This is a genomic window from Thiomonas sp. FB-6 (genome assembly GCF_000377645.1).
Lineage (GTDB): Bacteria > Pseudomonadota > Gammaproteobacteria > Burkholderiales > Burkholderiaceae_C > Thiomonas_A.
The window spans coordinates 1-19,532 of sequence record NZ_KB898490.1 but is presented as its reverse complement, the minus strand read 5'-3'; the positions used below and the strand labels follow the sequence as shown (position 1 = coordinate 19,532).

Annotated in this window: 17 protein-coding genes; 6 read left to right on the top strand and 11 right to left on the bottom strand. The window is 69.1% G+C overall.

Going from position 1 to position 19,532, the window contains the following annotated elements; all coding sequences use genetic code 11:
* Positions 1 to 66: 66 nt before the first annotated feature.
* On the bottom strand, positions 67 to 2,664 hold the full coding sequence (gene clpB, locus D466_RS0113865) for an ATP-dependent chaperone ClpB (RefSeq protein WP_018914311.1): 2,598 nt from the start codon (positions 2,662 to 2,664) through the stop codon (positions 67 to 69).
* A gap of 249 nt (positions 2,665 to 2,913) precedes the next feature.
* Between clpB and D466_RS0113860 the strand changes: the two genes are divergently transcribed.
* Genes D466_RS0113860 through D466_RS0113850 form a run of 3 tightly spaced genes read left to right on the top strand, consistent with a single transcriptional unit; the run spans position 2,914 to position 3,980 of the window.
* Positions 2,914 to 3,252: a YqjD family protein gene (locus D466_RS0113860; RefSeq protein WP_018914310.1), complete on the top strand. Its 339-nt coding sequence runs from the start codon at positions 2,914 to 2,916 to the stop codon at positions 3,250 to 3,252.
* Between the two features lie 13 nt (positions 3,253 to 3,265).
* Positions 3,266 to 3,658 (top strand): phage holin family protein, encoded by a 393-nt coding sequence (locus D466_RS0113855; RefSeq protein WP_018914309.1) that lies wholly within the window; start codon positions 3,266 to 3,268, stop codon positions 3,656 to 3,658.
* Positions 3,648 to 3,980: a YqjK family protein gene (locus D466_RS0113850; protein ID WP_018914308.1), complete on the top strand. Its 333-nt coding sequence runs from the start codon at positions 3,648 to 3,650 to the stop codon at positions 3,978 to 3,980. The genes D466_RS0113855 and D466_RS0113850 overlap by 11 nt, the downstream gene beginning before the upstream one ends.
* Before the next feature lie 14 nt (positions 3,981 to 3,994).
* Here D466_RS0113850 and D466_RS0113845 read toward each other — a convergent pair whose 3' ends face one another.
* The 9 genes from D466_RS0113845 to D466_RS0113805 form a co-directional block, all read right to left on the bottom strand.
* The gene (locus D466_RS0113845; RefSeq protein WP_018914307.1) at positions 3,995 to 4,477 is read right to left on the bottom strand and encodes a molybdenum cofactor biosynthesis protein MoaE; all 483 of its coding nucleotides are present in this window, start codon (positions 4,475 to 4,477) and stop codon (positions 3,995 to 3,997) included.
* 23 nt (positions 4,478 to 4,500) lie between these two features.
* On the bottom strand, positions 4,501 to 4,758 hold the full coding sequence (moaD, locus tag D466_RS0113840; protein ID WP_018914306.1) for a molybdopterin converting factor subunit 1: 258 nt from the start codon (positions 4,756 to 4,758) through the stop codon (positions 4,501 to 4,503).
* A gap of 129 nt (positions 4,759 to 4,887) precedes the next feature.
* Entirely contained in the window at positions 4,888 to 5,817 is a 930-nt protein-coding gene (locus tag D466_RS0113835) for an autotransporter domain-containing protein (protein ID WP_018914305.1), read from the bottom strand.
* A gap of 117 nt (positions 5,818 to 5,934) precedes the next feature.
* Positions 5,935 to 9,273: an autotransporter-associated beta strand repeat-containing protein gene (locus tag D466_RS21850; protein WP_018914304.1), complete on the bottom strand. Its 3,339-nt coding sequence runs from the start codon at positions 9,271 to 9,273 to the stop codon at positions 5,935 to 5,937.
* Between the two features lie 304 nt (positions 9,274 to 9,577).
* Positions 9,578 to 10,807: a gephyrin-like molybdotransferase Glp gene (gene glp / locus D466_RS0113825; protein WP_018914303.1), complete on the bottom strand. Its 1,230-nt coding sequence runs from the start codon at positions 10,805 to 10,807 to the stop codon at positions 9,578 to 9,580.
* 173 nt (positions 10,808 to 10,980) lie between these two features.
* Positions 10,981 to 11,532, bottom strand: coding sequence for a molybdopterin-guanine dinucleotide biosynthesis protein B (gene mobB / locus D466_RS0113820; RefSeq protein WP_018914302.1), 552 nt, complete (start codon positions 11,530 to 11,532; stop codon positions 10,981 to 10,983).
* A 16-nt stretch (positions 11,533 to 11,548) separates the two neighbouring features.
* Positions 11,549 to 12,955 carry a threonine synthase gene (gene thrC / locus D466_RS0113815; protein ID WP_018914301.1) on the bottom strand — a complete coding sequence of 469 codons (1,407 nt, stop codon included), beginning with the start codon at positions 12,953 to 12,955 and terminating at the stop codon, positions 11,549 to 11,551.
* Positions 12,955 to 14,265: a homoserine dehydrogenase gene (locus D466_RS0113810; protein WP_026285266.1), complete on the bottom strand. Its 1,311-nt coding sequence runs from the start codon at positions 14,263 to 14,265 to the stop codon at positions 12,955 to 12,957. The genes thrC and D466_RS0113810 overlap by 1 nt, the downstream gene beginning before the upstream one ends.
* Positions 14,266 to 14,353: 88 nt before the next feature.
* Positions 14,354 to 15,592, bottom strand: a complete 1,239-nt coding sequence (locus tag D466_RS0113805) for a pyridoxal phosphate-dependent aminotransferase (RefSeq protein WP_018914299.1) — start codon at positions 15,590 to 15,592, stop codon at positions 14,354 to 14,356.
* Between the two features lie 149 nt (positions 15,593 to 15,741).
* On the opposite strand from D466_RS0113805, the gene D466_RS0113800 reads away from it, so the two are divergent.
* From D466_RS0113800 to D466_RS0113790, 3 genes are all read left to right on the top strand, one after another.
* Positions 15,742 to 16,128: an Mth938-like domain-containing protein gene (locus tag D466_RS0113800; protein ID WP_018914298.1), complete on the top strand. Its 387-nt coding sequence runs from the start codon at positions 15,742 to 15,744 to the stop codon at positions 16,126 to 16,128.
* A 135-nt stretch (positions 16,129 to 16,263) separates the two neighbouring features.
* Positions 16,264 to 16,728, top strand: coding sequence for a peroxiredoxin (locus D466_RS0113795; protein ID WP_018914297.1), 465 nt, complete (start codon positions 16,264 to 16,266; stop codon positions 16,726 to 16,728).
* A gap of 180 nt (positions 16,729 to 16,908) precedes the next feature.
* Positions 16,909 to 18,774, top strand: coding sequence for a PhoH family protein (locus tag D466_RS0113790; RefSeq protein ID WP_018914296.1), 1,866 nt, complete (start codon positions 16,909 to 16,911; stop codon positions 18,772 to 18,774).
* Between the two features lie 517 nt (positions 18,775 to 19,291).
* On the opposite strand, the gene D466_RS21845 is transcribed toward D466_RS0113790, so the two are convergent.
* Positions 19,292 to 19,532, bottom strand: a 241-nt coding sequence (locus D466_RS21845; protein ID WP_018914295.1) for a transposase, incomplete at its 5' end; no start/stop codon positions are given.

The window sequence follows — 19,532 nt, the reverse complement described above, 5'->3', positions numbered from 1 at the left end:
AAAACCCCATGCTAGCGCCTGGAGGCGCCGGCATGGGGACACCCACGGGCCCGAAAAGGACGCCGGTCAATGCACGGTGCGCTCGAAGGCCAGCTTGCCATCGACCACGTCCACCGGCACCACCGACTTGGGCCCGAAACGCCCTTCCAGCAACAGGCGCGACAGCGGGTTCTCCAGTTCGCTCTGGATCGCCCGCTTCAGCGGACGCGCCCCGAACACCGGATCGAAGCCGGCCTTGGCCAGCAGCGCCAGCGCGGCCGGCGACACTTCCAGGCGGATGTCCATCTGCGCCAGCCGGCGCTCCAGCGAAGCCAGCTGGATGCGCGCGATGCCCTCGATCTGCGACGCGTCGAGCGCGTGGAACACCACCACCTCGTCGATGCGGTTGAGGAACTCCGGACGGAAATGCTGCTTGACCTCCGCCCACACCGCCTCGCGGATCTGCTCCTGCGGCTCGCCGGCCATGCTCATGATGTGCTGCGAACCCAGGTTCGAGGTCATCACGATCACCGTGTTCTTGAAGTCCACCGTGCGCCCCTGGCCGTCGGTCAGGCGTCCGTCGTCCAGCACCTGCAGCAGCACGTTGAACACGTCCGGATGCGCCTTCTCGACCTCGTCGAGCAGGATCACGCTGTAGGGCTTGCGCCGCACCGCCTCGGTCAGGTAGCCGCCCTCCTCGTAGCCCACGTAGCCCGGAGGCGCGCCGATCAGGCGGGCCACCGAATGCTTTTCCATGAACTCGCTCATGTCGATGCGGATCAGGTGGTCCTGGCTGTCGAACAGGAACCCGGCCAGCGCCTTGCACAGCTCGGTCTTGCCCACCCCGGTGGGGCCCAGGAACAGGAAGGAGCCGTAGGGCCTGTTGGGGTCCGACAGACCGGCGCGCGAGCGGCGGATGGCGTCGGACACGGCGCGGATGGCCTGGTCCTGGCCGACCACCCGCTGGTGCAGGTGGTCCTCCATCTGCAGCAGCTTGTCGCGCTCGCCCTGGAGCAGTTTGGACAGGGGAATGCCGGTCATGCGGCTGACCACCTCGGCGATTTCCTCCGCGCCCACCTGGGTGCGCAGCAGGCGCGGCGCGGCCTTGCCGCCCTCGACCGAGGGCGCGGCTTCCTGGGCCTGCGCCTCGTGCAACTGGCGCTCCAGCTCGGGCAGCCGGCCGTACTGCAACTCGGCCACCTTGTTGAAGTCTCCCTTGCGCGTGAGTTCCTCGATCTGGAAGCGGATCTGGTCAATCTGCTCCTTGATCTGGGCCGAGCCTTGCACGGCGGCCTTCTCCGCCTTCCAGATCTCCTCCAGGTCGGCGTATTCCTTCTGCAGTCGGCCGATCTCCTGCTCGATCAGCGCCAGGCGCTTCTGCGAGGCTTCGTCCTTTTCCCTGACCACCGCCTCGCGCTCGATCTTGAGCTGCACCAGGCGGCGGTCCAGGCGGTCCATGACCTCGGGCTTGGAGTCGATCTCCATCTTGATGCGCGAGGCGGCCTCGTCGATCAGGTCGATGGCCTTGTCGGGCAGGAAGCGGTCGGTGATGTAGCGGTGCGAGAGCTCCGCCGCGGCGACGATCGCCGGGTCGGTGATGTCCACGCCATGGTGCACCTCGTACTTCTCCTGCAGGCCGCGCAGGATGGCGATGGTGGCCTCCACCGTGGGCTCGTCCACCAGCACCTTCTGGAAACGCCGCTCCAGCGCTGCGTCCTTCTCGATGTACTTGCGGTACTCGTCCAGCGTGGTCGCGCCGATGCAGTGCAACTCGCCGCGCGCCAGCGCCGGCTTGAGCATGTTGCCGGCGTCGATGGCGCCCTCGGCCTTGCCGGCGCCCACCATGGTGTGGATCTCGTCGATGAACAGGATCACCCGCCCCTCTTCCTGGCCGACTTCCTTGAGCACGGCCTTCAGGCGCTCCTCGAACTCGCCGCGGTACTTGGCTCCGGCCAGCAGCCCGGCCATGTCCAGCACCAGCACGCGCTTGTTCCTCAGGCTGTCGGGCACCTCGCCGGCGACGATGCGCTGCGCCAGGCCTTCGACGATGGCCGTCTTGCCCACGCCGGGCTCGCCGATCAGCACCGGGTTGTTCTTGGTGCGCCGCTGCAGCACCTGGATGGTGCGGCGGATCTCGTCGTCGCGCCCGATCACCGGATCGAGCTTGCCCTGGCGGGCGCGCTCGGTCAGGTCCAGGGTGTATTTGTTCAGCGCCTCGCGCTGCTGCTCGGCGTCCTGGCTGCTCACGTTCTGGCCGCCGCGCACGGCCTCGATGGCGGACTCCAGGCTCTTGCGCTGCAGCCCGGCCTCGCGCGCCAGGCGCCCGGCGTCGCCCTTGTCCTCGGACAGCGCGAGCAGGAAGGTCTCGCTGGGAATGAACTGGTCCCCGCGCTTGCTCGATTCCTTGTCGGCGATGTTGAGCAGGTTGCCCAGCTCGCGGCTGGCCTGGATGTTGCCGCCGGTGCCCTGCACCTGCGGCAGCCGGCCCAGGGCCTGCTGCGCCGCGGCCTGCAAGCCCGGCACGTTCACCCCCGAGCGCGCCAGCAGGGCCTTGGGCCCGTCCTGCTGCAGCATGGCGGCGAGCAGGTGCACCGGCTCGATGTAGGGATTGTCGGCCCCCGCGGCAAGGGATTGGGCGTCGCCGAGGGCTTCCTGGAACTGGGTGGTCAGCTTGTCAAAGCGCATGGATTTCTCCGTGGATACGACGCACAGATGCGGAACATGACGCGATTTTCAAGGTGCGGGGCCGGCCGGGCACTTGATCTGGATGAAGCACGCAGGTCGCAGGAAGTGGCATCATCGGGGCGTACGAATCGTGCGAAAAGGCCTTTTGCCACGCCGTGTTTGCGCGTGGGCTTAAGCTAGCGCCTATCGATTCGACCCACGCCCCACGGCGTAGCCGGTTCCGACCAACCACCCACGGGAGAACGCACCATGGCCAAGATCGCAAGCAAAGCAGCCGCCGCAGCCGAAGGCATCCAGGCAACCGACCGTCTGGTGGCCGACCTGCGGGAGGTCGCCTCGGACGCCGAGGAACTGCTCAGCCTCACTGCCGGCCAGGCCGGCGAACGCCTGGCCGACGTGCGCGCGCGCCTGGGTGAACGCCTGTCCACGCTGAAGGAACAGCTGTTCGAGCTGGAGGCCGACATGGTCGAGCGCGGCAAGCAGGTGGCCCGCGCCACCGACGACTACGTGCACGACAACCCCTGGAAGTCCATCGGCGCCACCGCCGGCGTGGCCTTTCTGCTGGGCCTGCTGATCGGCCGGCGCTGACCGGCCCCCGCAGGTGAAATCCCTGTTCGGCGTCGGCCCGGGCGGCAGCAGCCTGCGCGAGCGCCTCGACCTGCTGCTGCAGTCCGCGCAGACCCGGCTGGAACTGCTGGGCCTGGAGCTGCAGGAGGAAAAGCTGCGCCTGGCCCGGCTGCTGCTGGGCACCGTGCTGGCCGGCGTGCTGCTGGGCTTCGCGGTGGTGTTCGCGCTGATCTGGCTCACCGTGGCGCTGTGGGACTCGCACCGGCAGCTCGGGCTCGGGCTGGCCACCTTCATCACCTTCGGCCTGGGCCTGGGCGCGGCCGGCGTGGCCGCGCGCGCCTGGTCCGCCGGCAGCCGGCTGTTCGCGGCCAGCCTGGCCGAGCTGGAGCGTGACCGCATCGCGCTGGAGCAGCGCCGTGCCCCCTGAGGAAGTCCAGCTGCTGCTGCGCAAGCAGCGCCTGCAGCTGCGCATCGCGCAGCAGCGGGTAGCCTGCCTGGGCCTGCTCGAGCAAGCCGAGGGCCTGCTGTCCGCCACGCAGCGGCTGCGCAACCTGGGGGCCGGACTGGGAGGCCTGCTGCGCGAGCACTCGACCCTGGCCGCGACCCTGGGCAGCCTGTTCCTGCTTTGGCGCCCGCGCGGCGCCCTGCGCTGGTTGCGCAACGGCTGGCTGTTGTGGGTGGGCCTGCGCCGCGGGCGCGGGCGTCTGCAGGCCTGGCTGCGCCTGCTGGGCCGTCTGGCCGGCGTCTGAGCACGCCCAGGCTCCTAGCGCGTGCCGCTGTTGCCCGATTCGATGCCCCAGCGCGCGAGCGCCTCGTCGTCCGCTTCGCGCGCGTCCACCCACTGCGCGCCCTGCGGCGTGGCTTCCTTCTTCCACAGCGGCGCCTGGGTCTTCAGATAATCCATCAGGAAGGCGCAGGCCTCGAAGGCGTCGTGGCGATGGCTGCTGGCCACCACCACCAGCACGATCGGATCCCCGGGATGCAACAGACCCACCCGGTGCACCACCACCGCGCCCTGCAGCGGCCAGCGGACCCTCGCCTGGCCGACCATGCGCTCGATGCTGGCCCGGGTCATCTCCGGGTAGTGCTCGAGCTCCAGGGACTGCACGCCCTCGACCCCGGGGGCATGGTCACGGCAGATGCCCTCGAACACCACCAGCGCGCCGATGTCGATGCGCCCGGCGCGCAGACGGCGCGACTCGGCCCCGGCATCGAAAGCCTCGGTCTGGATGCGAACCTCGAACATGCGCTGGCTCCCCGCGTGCGCGCTCAGCCGCCGGTGACCGGCGGGAAAAAGGCGATCTCGCGCCCCGGCAGCAAGGCCTCGTCGGGCTCCGCCATCACGTGGTCGCAGGCCATGCGCAGCGTGCGCTGCGCTCCCAGCGCGGCCGCATGGCGCTCGCTGCGCGCGGCCAGCCACGTCCGCGCCTCGCCCAGCGTGCGCAGGGTATCGGGAAGCTCGACGGTTTCGCTGGCGGTGCCCAGGGCCTCGCGCACGCTGGCGAAATAGCGGATGGTGGTTTGCATGAGAGCCTGGGCCCGGGGGGCGTTCGACGGGAAGTCTTCGCAGCGCGACTCCTGACGCGCAATCCCCATGATACAAAGCCCCCATGGGCCTTGCGCCGAGGGCCGGGCGGCCTGGGTGCGGGCGCCCTCCTAGAAGGCCCAGGATGCGCGCAGGCTGAGTGCATTGGCGCGGGTGCTGTGCCCGTATTCGCCCTGGTAGGAAAGGCTCAGCGTCATTTGCCTGCCCGTTCGCAGTTGCACACCCAGACTGCCTTCCAGCACATTCCGGTCGGGGGCCACGGCATGGGTCGTGAAGGGAACCCCAGGCACACCATTGAACTCCATGGTCAATCCGCTCGACGGCAGTCTGAATTCATGACGCAGTCCGAGCGCGGTGCTGAAGATCCACGAACGGGTTCCTTGCTCCCAAACCCGGTCTGCGCGGAGCGCGGCGAGCATCGAGCTGCTGTACTCGCTCTGGGAAGGCACCTGCAGGCCCAGCTGCGAGTCGCTCTCGCGCGCCCCTGGCAGCGAAAGGTGCTGCAGGTCCAGCCCGAGCAGGGGCATGAGGGAGAGGCCTTGCCGCGGCAGAACCACATCACGCCCGACCCGCGCCTGCAGGGTCCACGCCCGGGCCGTACGCGATGCACCACCGGTCTGCACCGGTCCCTGCGCATAGCCGAAGACGGCCCCCAGACGCACAGGCCCCATTCGACGCCCGGCGAATCCACCCACACGCCACAACGAGGCCGATTCGGAGTCGGCGGCCCAGTCGCGCGTGGCTCCGTCATGCAGTGAACCTCCCATCACACCCAGGTCCCAACCCGCGCGGCGTCCCTGCACACCCAGGGTCATGGTCGATGCCTGCGTGCGCGTCGCGTCGGCATTGCCGTCGCCGATGGTGTGACCGCGCTGTCCCCCAGTCACCAGGAATACGTCGCGCTCAGGTTGCGGGTCGATCTGCTGGGCAAGGTTCATGCGCGAGAATACCTGCCCCCAGGACCACGATAGATCATGCAGCAACCAGCCGCCAGCCTGCGCGTAGAGCTGGCCGTCCAGACGATCCAGGGCCTGCGACAATTGCGCCTGCGGCAGCGTGTACAGGGCATTGAGGCGGTCGTACCAGCTGCCAGTGGCCGAAGCGATCGCTGTATCCAGAGCACCCGCAGGGCCGCCCGTGTTGGCGGTGGTCGCGTTCTACTGGAAGGAGTTGGCCTGGTAGAGGCTCAGCAGCACCTGCGGGTCGCTCAGATACGTGAGCTGATAGGCGTATTGCGAGCCCAGGCCGGTGAGCTGCAGCTGGCTGAAGCGCCCATTGAGCACGGTGGTCGCCGGCGCCTGCACCAGCACATAGGTGGTCTTCAGATAGTTGCCGGGGGCGGCGCTCACGCGCAGCGTGCCCCCGAGGTTCAGGCTGGGCCCGTTGACCACAAGCTGGCTGTTGCTGCTCGGACTGATGGCCAGGCTCAGCACACCGTTGGCTCCCTGGGTGTAACTGCCGCCGACGCTCAACGTGGCATTCGGGGCAGCCGTGCTGCCGATTCTCAGCGTGCCGCCGTTGGAAACCGAACCGGCCACGCTGGCACTGCCCGCCTGCACGCTGCCACCGCTTTGCACCACCAGGCCCGACGCCAAACTGCTGCCGTTGGCCAGGCCCAATGTGCCACCCTGGACGGTGGTGCCGCCGAGGAAGGAATTGGCGCCACCGAGGACCTCGTTGCCGCTATCAAGGCTCAATCCGCCCGCGCCTGTGATCCCGCCGTCAAAGCTGCCCTGCGCTTGGGTGATGTCGAGGGTGTTGCTACCCAGGTTCACCGTTCCGGACCCCGCCAGGCTGGACACGGAGGCCCCTGCCGTCGTTGTTGAAATATCCAGGGTGCCGTCGTCGTTGACTGCGGACGAAGGGATCGAGGCATTGCCCGACAGCCGCAAGGTTGCACCGGCGTCAACGGTCGTGACTCCGTGGTAGGTCTCGCCTGTACCGAGAGTCTGTGTCCCCGCCACGATGTGCAAGCCGCCGCTTCCCGAGAGCACGCCATCGAGCGAACCACTGGCGTTGACCACCGTCAGCGTATTGCCTCCCCCGAGGACCACCCCACCCGTCCCCGAGATGCTTTTCACCGTCGGGCTGCCTGCGGCGGAAGAAATGTCCAGCGTGCCGTTGTCCACCACCGGCGTTAGGCTCAGCGTGCCATTGCGCGCCAACGCCAGCGTGGCTCCCGCGTCGATCGCGGTGTTGCCGGTGTAGTTATTGTTGCCGCTGAGGGTCTGCGTGCCGGCGGCGATTTCCAGACCGCCGCTGCCCGAGATGGCCCCCATGAGTTCCCCGGAGGCCTGGGTCACCGTCAGGGTGTTCGCCCCCAGCGCCACCGCACCGCTGCCGGCAATCGATGCCACACTTCTCGGGCCGTTGGCCATGGAGATATCCAGCATGCCGTCATCGCTCACCGCTGACGAGGCTATGGAGCCCGAGCCGAACAGGTTCAGCGTGCTGCCGGCCTCGATGTTCGTCGCTCCGCTGTAGCCGTTCACAGCGCTGAGCGCGGCGACGCCGCCGTTGACCGTCACGCCGCCGCTGCCGTCGATCGCCGTGCCCAGGCCCTGCGTGGCGTAGACCAACACCAGGGTACCGTTGTCCAGCGTGCTCGAACCCGAATACAGGCCACCGTCATGGGTCAAGGTCAGGGTCGCGCCCGCGGCGATGGCAGTTTGCCCGGTGTAGAAGTTGGTGGCACTCAAGGTCTCGTTGCCCCCGGTGATGCTCAGCCCGCCGCTGCCGGTGATGCTCCCTCCCAGCGTGCCGCTGCCACTGGTCACGGTCAGGGTCTGGCTGCCCAGGCTCACGCCGCCGTTGCCGGCGATACTGCCCACGCTGGCACCCGAGGTGGTGCCGGAGATGTCGAAGGTGCCTTCGTCGGCCACCGGTGACGAGCCCACCGAGCCATGGCCCGCCAGCGCAAGCGTGGCGCCGGAGGCTATGGAGGTGCTGCCTTGGTAGTTGTTGGTGCCCGTGAGAGTCTGCGTGCCGGCAAGCAGATCCAGCCCGCCGCTGCCCTGGATCACTCCCCCCAGGGTGTTGCCCCCACCGTTGTTCAGGGTGAGGGTCTGCGAACCCAGGCTCACGCCGCCGGTGCCCGACAGGCTGGCCAAGGTGACCCCGGCGCTGGTAGCGGATATGTCCAGGCTGCCGTTATCCACGACTGGCGAGGAACCCAGCGAGCCGCCGCCTCTCAGCGCCAGCGTGGCCCCCGGGTCGATCACGGTGCTGCCGCTGTAGACGTTGTTGCCGCTGAGTACTTGCGTGCCTGTGGCGATATGCAGGGATCCGGAACCGGAAATGCGGCCCGAGAAATTCATGCTCGGATCGGCAGTGCTGATGGTCAGCACCTGCCCGCCAAGGGTCACCCTCCCACTCCCCCCCAGACTCAGCAGCGTACTGCCGCCGGACTGCGCGCTCAGGTCCAGCGTTCCATCTGCCTGCACGGGGGAAGCCGTCATCGTGGCCGACGAACCCAGTTGCAAGGTGGCACCGCCGGCGATGAGTGTCTCCCCCGAGTCGCCGTCGACCCCGCTCAGTACCTGGGTGCCACCTTGCACGAAAATGCCGCCGGTTCCACTGATGTTTCCAGCGAAATCGCTCGAGCCGTAGTTGATGGTCAGAGTCGAGCCGCCGAGTTCCAGCACGCCGGTCGTTGCCCCAGCGAGGCTCTGCACAGTCGGATTGCTGCTGGCTGCGCGCAAGTCCACGGTCCCGTCCGCTTGCAGCGTCCCCCCAATGGCCACCGTACCGCCGCCCGCAACCGTCAGGGTGGTTCCGGCGGCAACGTCGACTCCCGCATAGGGTTCCAGATTGCCGCCAATGACCACGCTTCCGCCGCCGTCGATCAGCATCGCGCTGTTGCCGAGGGTTGCACCACCGTACGCGCCACCGGTAACGTAGACGCTGTGGCCGTTCGTATGTAGCGCGCTCGTACCGCTGCCCGCGAGAGACAAATTGCCATCCACCGTCGTGTTGCCCTGAAAATCCAGGGCGGCCGACAGGGGTCCGCTGCCGCCATCCAGGCGAACGGTCAGCCCCGAGCCGAGCGGCGCACCCGATGCTACTGCGAGAGACACGCCCTGACCGATCTCTGCGACCGCATTGCCGGCAGTCAGAACGCTGAAGGCCACGCTGGGCGCCAGGGTGAGCGTGACCGGAGCGGCCGCGCCGCTGACTGTGTCCGCGGCGAAGTCGAGCACCACCGTGGGCACCTCGTCGAACATCAGGAGCTTGGTCGGACTCGCGGAGCCGGCGAGGGTGTAGGCGGCCGCGCTGCCCGTGGTCTCCAGATAGATGGTGGCGGGCGCCGTCAGCGCCGCATTCTGTCCAAGGGTGTAGGTCCCGCCACCGACCGAGGTACTGAGGTCAGCGCAATTACCATTGGCCAGCGCATACGACAGACTACCGGAACTCGTACCGCTGGCCTGGGTCACCGCACCCGAGGGACAGGCCGTGGCCCAGGCGCTGGCCCCCGGGCAGGCCAGCAGCGAAGCCATGGCCAGCGCTCGGGAAAGCCGGCTGGGCTGCAGTGTGCACGGGCCGGAATCACGGCCCTTGGTGGATCGGCTGGCAGCGCCAACCGGGCGCGGTGCGAGTGCCCTCATGATTCCCCCTTCGCTCGAAAAATTCCAGGAATTTCCCGAATTTGCGTTTTTCTTGCGAATCCGGGGATTTTGGAAATTGTCGCCGCGGGGGGATTTAAAAATCGTTTTCCGGAAAATTCCGGAATATTGATATCGGTGATAATCACCGATGATTCGCGCGCGATTCGCCGGCGGGCGAATCGCGCGACTGGGGCGATCAGCCGAGCAAGGCCGCGAACGGAAGGAAGCGCACCGTGTCGCCGACGCCGAAGGCCTGGCCGGCCGGGTTGTCCACCAGCCCGTCGCCCCATACCGCGGAACTCAGCACCGCCGAGTTCTGCTCCGGGTACAGTTCCACCCGGCCCTGCTCGTCCAGGCGCGCGCGCAGGAACTCGCGGCGGCGGTCGGGGCGGGACCATGCGCTGGCGCTGGGCAGGTGCAGCGCCTGCGGCTGCAGGCGCGAGGCCCCCTGCAGCGCCAGCACGAAGGGGCGCACGAACAGCGCGAAGGTCACGAAACTCGACACCGGATTGCCCGGCAGGCCGATGAAATGCGCCGCGCTGCCGTCGTCCCGGCGCAGCTCGCCGAAGGCCAGCGGCTTGCCCGGCTTCATGGCGATGCGCCAATGGCTCAGATGGCCTTGCGATTCCACGGCGGGGCGCACATGGTCCTCGCCGCCCACCGACATGCCGCCGGAGCTGAGCACCAGGTCGTGGGCGCTCGCGGCGGCGTGCAGGGCCTCGCGCGTGGCCTGCAGGGTGTCGGCCACCTGGCCGAGGTCGCTGACCTCGCAACCCAGCGCCTCGAGCATGGCGCGCAGCATGAAGCGGTTGCTGTTGTAGACGCCGCCGGGGCGCAGCGGCTGCCCGGGTTGCGCCAATTCGTCCCCGGTGCACAGCAGGGCCACGCGCGGGCGCGGGGCCACCAGCACGTCGGCCACGCCCACCGATGCGGCCTGGCCCAGGTCCTGCGGGCGCAGACGCTGCCCGCTGCGCATCACCACACTGCCCGCGCGCACGTCGAAGCCGCTGGGCCGCACCCACTCTCCCGGGCGCGGAACATGGTCCACCAGCACCTCGGCGCCCTCGGCGCGGCACTGCTCCTGCATGACCACAGCGTCGGCCCCGGGGGGAATCGGAGCCCCCGTGAAAATCCGCGCGGCCTCGCCCTGGCCCAGGGGCAGGCCCACCTGGCCGGCCGCGATGCGCTGCGCCACGCGCAGGCGCGCGCCCGGCACGGCCACGTCGGCGCTGCGCAGGGCATAACCGTCCATCTGGCTGTTGTCCAGCCCGGGCACGTCGATGGGGCTGGACAGGTCCTGTGCCAGCACCCTGCCCAGCGCCCCTTCGGTGGGGGTCAGCTGCGAGGGCCCCAGCGGCGCGGCCTGCTCGAGGAGCAGGCTCAGCGCGGCATCGACATCCAGGATCTCGGAAACGGCTTCAGACATCGGCGACGGCTGCCCTTGGTGCAAGCGGGCAGCACCATGCCGCCCGTCCCCGAAATGATACGAGCGCATCCCCTGCCGGCGCGCGCCGCCGGCAGGGCCGCGCCTTGACGGCGCGCAGTACGGGCAGGACTCCGGCGGGGCTGCTCCCCGGTGCCGGAGCGGCCAGGGCGGGTTCAGGCCGGCGGTGGACGGAACCAGGCGCGCTGCTCGATCAGCCAGGCGGAGATCGCCCCGGGGCGCCGCAGATCCAGCAAGGGACAGGCAGGGGTGGCTTCGCCGCCTCCCGCCCCGGCCTGCTGCAAGGCCGGCGGCAGCGGGCCGTCGCTGGCCAGCGCGCGTACCAAGGGGTCTCCCGCATGGCTGCGCGGCTTGCCGGGGCCGGCGCGCCAGACCTCGATCTTGGAGATCGGCGCCTGCCGGAAGCCCTCGACGAACACCCAGTCCACCGGGTCGAGCCGGCGCAGCAGATCGGGCAGCTCGTACTCGCGCGCCTCGCGGGTCTCGCGCTGCAGGGCCAGCAGATGGGGCGAGGCGACCAGCACCTCGTAGGCGCCGGCCTTGCGGTGGCGCCAGGAATCCTTGCCCTCGCGGTCCAGCTCGAAACCATGGTGGGCGTGCTTGATGACCGAGGCGCGCAGCCCGCGGGCCGCGAAATCCCCCAGCAGCGCTTCGATCAGCGTGGTCTTTCCCGCGCCGGAGAAACCCACGAATCCCGCGACGAACATGGTCGGCCCGGCAGGTTCAGCAATGCTCGGCGATGTACGCCTTGAGCGCGTCCACTTCGGGCTTCATGACCACGAAGCGCTGCGGGAGCAGCTCGATGCCGCGCGCCGATTCGGGGCGCTGCGGGTCGGTGCCGATGGCCTCGCGGATGGTTGCCTCGAACTTGGCCGCCAGCGCCGTCTCCACCACCAGCATGGGCACGCCGGGCTCCAGCTCGCGCCGCCCGACGGCGACGCCGTCGGCGGTGTGCGGGTCGATCACGATCCCGCTGGCTTCGAAGGTTTCGCGGATGATGCGCACGCGCGTGGCGTGGTCGCTGCTGCCCGAGACCATGCCTTCGCGCATGCGCGCGAAGGCCGGGTCGGCCGACAGGTCGAAGCTGCCCTGCCCCGAGAGCTGACGCTCGAACAGGTCGCGCGTGCGCGCGGCGTCGCGCCCCAGCATGTCGAACACGAAGCGCTCGAAGTTCGAGGCCTTGGAAATGTCCATCGACGGGCTGGAGGTCTGGTGGGTCTGCTCGGGCGCGCGCGGCCGGTACACCCCGGTGCGCAGGAACTCGTCCAGCACGTTGTTCTCGTTGGTGGCCAGCACCAGGCGGCGCAGCGGCAGGCCCATCTCGCGCGCGACGTGGGCCGCCAGGATGTTGCCGAAATTGCCCGATGGCACGCACACGTCCAGCGGCTCGCCCACCTCGCGCACGCTGCGCACATAGCCGGCGAAGTAGTACACCACCTGCGCGGCCACGCGCGCCCAGTTGATGGAGTTGATGGTGCCGATCTTCCAGCGGCGCTTGAACTCCAGGTCGGCCGACACCGCCTTGACCATGTCCTGGCAGGTGTCGAACACGTCCTGCACGGCGATGTTGTGGATGTTCGGCTCGAGCAGGCTGTACATCTGCGCGGTCTGGAACGGGCTCATGCGCCCGAAGGGCGAGAGCATGAACACGCGGATGCCGCGGCGCCCGCGCATCGCGTACTCGGCCGCGCTGCCGGTGTCGCCCGAGGTGGCGCCCAGGATGTTGAGCTCGGCGCCGGCGGCCGCCAGCGCGCGCTCGAACAGCCCGCCCAGCAGCTGCATGGCCATGTCCTTGAAGGCCAGCGTCGGCCCCTGCGACACCCCCAGCAGGCCGATGTCGGCGTCCAGGCGCTGCAGGCGGATGATGTCGGGGCTGCCGAAGGCCTGCGCGGTGTAGGTGGCGCGCAGCAGATCGCGCAGCTCCCCGGCCGGCATCGGCGCCAGCAGCGGATGCAGCACCTCGAAGGCGATGTCCGCGTAGGACATGCCCTGCATGCGCCGCAGCGCGGCGGCCTCGATGCGCGGGTAGTGCTCCGGCAGGTACAGGCCGCCGTCGGGGGCCAGGCCCTCCAGCAGGATGTCGTCGAAACCGGCGCGCGGCGCCAGGCCGCGGGTGCTCAGGTAGTTCATCAGCGCAGCTCCTCCTTGCGCAGGCGCACCACCGGCGCCAGCACGGTGTCCAGCGCCTGGATGCGCGCCAGCGCCTGGTCCATGCGCTGCTCCAGGGTCTCGTGGGTGAGCAGGATCACGTCGGTGTGCTGGTCGTCCTCGCCCGAGGGACGCTGCAGCAGCGCGTCGATGGACATGCCGTGCTCGGCCAGGATGTGGGTGATCTCGGCCAGCACGCCGGCCTCGTCGCGCACGTGGATGCGCAGGTAGTAGGAGGTGCGCACCTGGGGCATGGCCAGGATCGGCGTGTCGGCCAGTGCGCCCGGCTGGAAGGCCAGGTGCGGCACGCGGTGCTCGGGGTCCGCGGTGTGCAGGCGCGTGATGTCCACCAGGTCGGCGATGACGCTGGAGGCCGTGGGCTCGGAGCCCGCGCCCTTGCCGTAGAACAGCGTGGAGCCCACCGCGTCGCCCTGCACCACCACCGCGTTCATGGCACCCTCGACGTTGGCCACCAGGCGCGTGGCCGGAATCAGCGTGGGATGCACGCGCAGCTCGATGCCGTCCTCGGCGCGGCGGGTGATGCCCAGCAGCTTGATGCGGTAGCCCAGTTGCTCCGCGTAGCGGATGTCCGCCGTTTCCAGGTCGCGGATGCCCTGCACGTGCACGCGGTCGAACTGCACCGGTACGCCGAAGGCGATGGCGCACAGAATGGTGATCTTGTGGGCGGCGTCGACGCCGTCGATGTCGAAGGTGGGGTCGGCCTCGGCGTAGCCCAGGCGCTGCGCCTCGGCCAGGGCGGTGGCGAAGTCCACGCCCTTGTCGCGCATCGAGGACAGGATGAAGTTGGTGGTGCCGTTGATGATACCGGCCACCCACTCGATGCGGTTGGCCGCCAGGCCCTCGCGCACGGCCTTGATGATGGGGATGCCGCCGGCCACCGCGGCCTCGAAGGCCACCATCACGCCGTGTTCCTGCGCCGCCGCGAAGATCTCGTTGCCATGCAGCGCGAGCAGCGCCTTGTTCGCCGTGACCACGTGCTTGCCGGCGCGGATGGCGGCCAGCACCAGCTCGCGCGCCGGCTCGATGCCGCCCATCAGCTCGGCCACGATGTCCACGTCCTCGCGCGTGGCCAGGCCCATGAAGTCGTCGGTCAGCGCCAGCGTCTCGCCGATGGCGCGGCGCGCCTTGGCGGCATCGCGGGCGGCCACCGCCACCACCTCGATGCCGCGCCCGGCACGGCGGCAGAGTTCGTCCTGGTTGCGTTGCAGGACCCGCACCACTCCGGAGGCGACGGTGCCGGCGCCGAGGAGTGCGATTCGCATGGCTTTCATGGGCAGCTTCAGGTTGCGGCCGCGGCCTTCGCCCGAGCGCGCGCGCGCGGCGGGGAGGCGAAGGCGCCGGCCGGAAAGGTTCGGAGTCTCAGGCCGCGCTCACCTGCTGGCGGCGCATGCGGTCGAGGAAACGGGCGATGCGCCCGACGGCGTCGGCAAGGTCGTCCGCGTTGGGCAGGAACACCAGCCGGAAATGATCCGGCCGCGGCCAGTTGAAGCCCGTTCCCTGCACGATGAGCACACGCTCCTGCGCCAGCAGGTCGAAGGCGAACTGCTGGTCGTCGACGATGGGGTAGACCTTCGGGTCCAGGCGCGGAAACATGTACAGCGCTGCCTTGGGCTTGACCACGCTGACCCCGGGAATCTGGCTCAGCAGCTCGTAGGCCAGGTCGCGCTGGCGCGTCAGGCGCCCGCCCGGGGCCACCAGGTCCTTGATGCTCTGGTAGCCGCCCAGCGCGGTCTGGATGGCCAGCTGCCCGGGCGTGTTGGCGCACAGGCGCATGGAGGCCAGCATGCCCAGGCCCTCGATGTAGTCGCGCGCGTGGCGCTTGTCGCCCGACACCACCATCCAGCCCGCGCGGTAGCCGCAGGAGCGGTAGTTCTTGGACAGCCCGTTGAAGGTGATGAACAGCACGTCGTCGGCCAGCGACGCGATGCTGGTGTGGACGTTGCCGTCGTACAGGGTCTTGTCGTAGATCTCGTCGGCGAACACGATCAGCTGATGGCGCCGGGCGATCTCCACCAGTTCCAGCAGGAACTCGCGCGGGTACAGCGCGCCGGTGGGATTGTTCGGATTGATCACCACCAGGGCCTTGGTGTTCGGCGTGATCTTGCGCCGCATGTCGTCCAGGTCGGGCAGCCAGTCGCTCTGCTCGTCGCACATGTAGTGCACCGGGCGCCCGCCCGACAGCGACACCGCGGCGGTGTACAGCGGATAGTCGGGCGCCGGCAGCAGCACTTCGTCGCCGTTGTTGAGCAGTGCGTTCATGCTCATGGCGATCAGCTCGGAGGCGCCGTTGCCGATGAACACGTCGTCGATCTCCACGCCGGAGATGCCCTTCTCCTGGGTGTAGTGCTGCACCGACTTGCGCGGCGCGAACAGGCCCTTGGAATCGGTGTAGCCGGCCGCCCCGGCCAGGTTGCGGATCATGTCCTGCACGATCTCGTCGGGCGGATCGAAGCCGAACACCGCCAGGTTGCCGATGTTGAGCTTGATGATGCGCTGGCCGTCCTCCTCCATCTGCCGCGCCTTGTCGAGCACCGGTCCGCGGATGTCGTAGCACACGTCCGCCAGCTTGTCCGACTTGCGAAATTCCCGGGTCGCCATGAAATCTTCCTGCCTTGCCGCGGCTGTCGCCGCGGCTTCCGATGGGGGGTGAACCCTATAATGTACCTGTAGGCGGACTGTAGGCGGACAGCTTGCGCCGCTCGTGCGCGGCAGCGTCCCGCCCCGCCGCCTCCCCATCCCATCGTCCGATGAAATTCCAGGCAGAAGACAACCAGGCCGCGTTCACGGTGAGCGCCCACGGCCCCGGCTTCGTCGAGATCAACCGTGTGCGCTTCGAATCCGGGGTATGCGTGGCCAGCGACAGCGCGCCCGAGCCCTGGGGCGAACAGGGCTTCGCCGAGCTGACCGAACAGGATTTCGCGCGCCTGGCCGAGCGCGCGCCCGAGGTGGTGATCGTCGGCACCGGCGCCGCCCAGCGCTTCGCGCCGCCTGCGCTGCTGCGCGCGCTGATCCAGCGCGGCATCGGCTTCGAGGTCATGAACACCGCGGCGGCCTGCCGTACCTACAACATCCTGGTCGGCGAAGGCCGCCGTGCGCTGGCCGCGCTGGTCGTGGAGGCACCCACGCAGGACTGAGCCCGCAGCGGGCTCCGGATGATTTGTAACGCGATTCGGTAAAATGGGAATGGTGACTCGACCCGGGGCTTCGCGGTCCGGCGTTGCCGCGTCGGGCGGCGCCGCTAGCCCCGGCCGACGCTAACAGGAGACTTCATGGCTTTGGTTCTGAACAAAGTGGTACCCGATTTCGAGGCGATCGCCACCAGCGAAATCAAATTCAACCCGAAGAACTACCTGGGCAAGAAGCTGATCCTGTACTTCTACCCCAAGGACATGACACCGGGCTGCACTACCGAGGCCCAGCAGTTCCGCGACCTGTACGCGGAATTCGAAAGCGCCGGGGCGATGATCTTCGGGGTGTCGCGGGACAACCTGGCCTCGCACGACAAGTTCCGCAGCCAGCTCGAACTGCCCTTCGACCTGATCGCCGACACCGAGGAAAAGCTCTGCCACATGTTCGGCGTGGTGAAGAACAAGATCATGTACGGCAAGAAGGTCAAGGGCATCGAACGCAGCACCTTCCTGGTCGACGCCGAAGGCGTGCTGCGCGAGGAATGGCGCGGCGTGAAGGTCGCCGGCCACGTGCAGGAAGTGCTCGAGGCCGTGCGCAAGCTCTGAGCCCGCGCCCAAGTCCACGGGCCTGAAGCCCTTGTCCCGCACCGTCCCCCGCGCTACCCGCCAGGTTCCGGCCTGTGCGGGCGCGCGTGCTCGCGCCGGGCACGCCGCCACGGCGCCGCCCGCCGCCCCGCGCGAGCATCTCGACTAGCCTCGCATTCCGTCACGTTTCCAGCCGCCGCCATGCCCCTGCCCAAGCCCCCCACCAAACTCGGTTCCCTGCTCCAGGCGCCAGCGGCAGGCGCGTCGGATGCGCGGGCTGCCGAGCCCGAATTCGAAACCGCCGGCGCCCCGGAACAGGCCGCGCGCGGCTCCAGGTCTCCCGCGGGCGCCGTGGCCGGCGTGACGCCGGCGCGCGGGCGTACGGCGCCGCGCAAGGGTGGCGCCGCGCCTGCTCAGGCTCCGGCCGCCCTCCTGTCCTCACCCCCCCCCGAATCCCCTCGCGCGGCCAAGGGTCCCAAGGCGCGCACCGGCGAGCCGGGCGCGAAGCCCCCGGCCGGCGCCGCGGCCCCGCAAGCCCGCTTCACGGCGCCCGCCATGCCGCCTGCGCCCACGGTGGCTCGCTCCCTGCCCGCCACGGGCCCGGCGCGCGCGCCGGCCGAGGCGCCGGCGGCGGCACGCCGTGGCTCCCGCGCCGCTGCCCAGGCTCCGGCGGAGGCCGGCAAGCTGTTCGTGCTGGACACCAACGTGCTGATGCACGACCCGACCTCGCTGTTCCGCTTCGAGGAACACGACGTGTACCTGCCCATGGTCACGCTGGAGGAACTCGACGGCCACAAGAAGGGCATGTCGGAAGTCGCGCGCAACGCCCGCCAGGCCAGCCGCGAGCTCGACGCCCTGGTCGCCGGGGTCGAGGCCGGCATCGAGCAGGGTATCCGCCTGGACCACAGCGGCCACCGCGAGGCGCGCGGGCGCCTGTTCTTCCAGACCCGCGCACTCGAGGCGCGCCTGCCCGAGGCGCTGCCCCAGGGCAAGGCCGACAACCAGATCCTGGGCGTGCTGCAAGCGCTCACCCAGGCTTTCCCCGAGCGTTCGGTGGTGCTGGTGTCCAAGGACATCAACATGCGGGTCAAGGCCCGCGCGCTGGGCCTGCATGCCGAGGACTACACCAACGACAAGACCCTCGACGATGCCGACCTGCTGTACACCGGCGTGATGGCCCTGCCCGAGGACTTCTGGGACAAGCAGGCCAAGTCGCTGGAGAGCTGGCAGCAGGGAGGCCAGCCTTTCTACCGGCTGCAGGGCACGCTGGTGGCCTCCATGCTGGTCAACCAGGCCGTGTACTGGGAGGCCTCCAACGCCACGCCGATGTACGCGCGGGTCAAGGAAATCCGCGCCTCCACCGCGGTGCTGCAGGTGGTGCGCGACTACACCCACCCCAAGAACAGCATCTGGGGCGTGTGCGCGCGCAACCGCGAGCAGAATTTCGCGCTCAACCTGCTGCTCGATCCTGAGGTGGATTTCGTCACGCTCAGCGGCCAGGCCGGCACCGGCAAGACCCTGCTGGCGCTGGCGGCAGGGCTGCAGCAGGTGCTGGAGGACCGGCGCTACAACGAGATCATCATCACCCGCGTCACGGTGCCCGTGGGCGAGGACATCGGCTACCTGCCGGGCACCGAGGAAGAGAAGATGTCGCCCTGGATGGGCGCGCTCGACGACAACCTCGAGGTGCTCAACCAATCCGGCGGCGGCAACCACGGCGGCGAATGGGGCCGCGCGGCCACGCAGGAACTCATCCGCTCGAAGGTCAAGATCAAAAGCCTGAACTTCATGCGCGGGCGTACCTTCCTGAACAAGTACGTGATCATCGACGAGGCCCAGAACCTCACGCCCAAGCAGATGAAGACCCTGATCACCCGTGCCGGCCCCGGCACCAAGATCATCTGCATGGGCAACCTGGCCCAGATCGACACCCCCTACCTCACCGAAGGCAGTTCCGGCCTGGCCTACGCCGTCGACCGCTTCAAGGGCTGGAAGCACTCCGGCCACATCACCCTCGCGCGCGGCGAACGCAGCCGCCTGGCCGACTACGCAACAGAGATCTTGTGAGCCCCCTCCGTCGCGGGGGGCGACCCCCGCTCCGTCCCCCCGAGGGGGACACCCCCTTCCTTGGGGCGGCCCTGCGGAAGGTGGGTTCTCGGCAGCGGTGCGTCGTGCGTTGATGGGGGACTTTCGGGCGGGATGCACAGCCGCCTGCGGCGGCCCTAGTGTTCTGCCCCGCGGCCACTCCCACCCCGCCCGACGCGCCCCCTTCCTGCACCCCGCACCGCTGCCGAGTGCACACCCGCCGCAGGGCCGTCCCAAGGCGGGGGGGCCCCTCAATGGGATGGACGCCCCCACCCGCGACGGCATCGATGTGCCAAAGTGGAGGTGTTGTCCGACCACTTGAACGAGGGGAGCGTCCACCGTGGTCGGCACAACCCGTTTCCCCCGGGGCACCCGGAGTGCGCCCCCTCGATCGAGAAGCCGACCAGCGAATCCCATCAGGGGCAGCAAGCTTCGGCTTGGGTCGCGTCCCGCGACGTGGTGTAGGTCCACAGCCCGGACAGGCTGAGCTACACGGTACTCAGCGTGCCACAGCGGACAGCCGAGTCGGGGCAGTATCGCAGAGCGACTGAAGGCCTTCAAGCTGCATATACCGGCGATTCAGCGACCACTCGTCGTTCTGCTCCAGCATCATGGCGCCGACCAGGCGTGTGATGGCCGCGTCGTTGGGGAAGATGCCCACGACGTTGGTGCGGCGCTTGATGTCGGCGTTCAGGCGCTCGAGCGGGTTGGTCGAGTAGATCTGCGCCCAGTGCGCCTTC

Bases quoted from the DNA above. Each gene is read 5' to 3' on its own strand.
- clpB (WP_018914311.1), bottom strand. From the start codon at position 2,664: ATGCGCTTTGACAAGCTGACCACCCAGTTCCAGGAAGCCCTCGGCGAC.
- D466_RS0113860 (WP_018914310.1), top strand. From the start codon at position 2,914: ATGGCCAAGATCGCAAGCAAAGCAGCCGCCGCAGCCGAAGGCATCCAG.
- D466_RS0113845 (WP_018914307.1), bottom strand. From the start codon at position 4,477: ATGTTCGAGGTTCGCATCCAGACCGAGGCTTTCGATGCCGGGGCCGAG.
- moaD (WP_018914306.1), bottom strand. From the start codon at position 4,758: ATGCAAACCACCATCCGCTATTTCGCCAGCGTGCGCGAGGCCCTGGGC.
- D466_RS21850 (WP_018914304.1), bottom strand. From the start codon at position 9,273: ATGGCTTCGCTGCTGGCCTGCCCGGGGGCCAGCGCCTGGGCCACGGCC.
- glp (WP_018914303.1), bottom strand. From the start codon at position 10,807: ATGTCTGAAGCCGTTTCCGAGATCCTGGATGTCGATGCCGCGCTGAGC.
- mobB (WP_018914302.1), bottom strand. From the start codon at position 11,532: ATGTTCGTCGCGGGATTCGTGGGTTTCTCCGGCGCGGGAAAGACCACG.
- thrC (WP_018914301.1), bottom strand. From the start codon at position 12,955: ATGAACTACCTGAGCACCCGCGGCCTGGCGCCGCGCGCCGGTTTCGAC.
- D466_RS0113810 (WP_026285266.1), bottom strand. From the start codon at position 14,265: ATGAAAGCCATGCGAATCGCACTCCTCGGCGCCGGCACCGTCGCCTCC.
- D466_RS0113805 (WP_018914299.1), bottom strand. From the start codon at position 15,592: ATGGCGACCCGGGAATTTCGCAAGTCGGACAAGCTGGCGGACGTGTGC.
- D466_RS0113800 (WP_018914298.1), top strand. From the start codon at position 15,742: ATGAAATTCCAGGCAGAAGACAACCAGGCCGCGTTCACGGTGAGCGCC.
- D466_RS0113795 (WP_018914297.1), top strand. From the start codon at position 16,264: ATGGCTTTGGTTCTGAACAAAGTGGTACCCGATTTCGAGGCGATCGCC.
- D466_RS0113790 (WP_018914296.1), top strand. From the start codon at position 16,909: ATGCCCCTGCCCAAGCCCCCCACCAAACTCGGTTCCCTGCTCCAGGCG.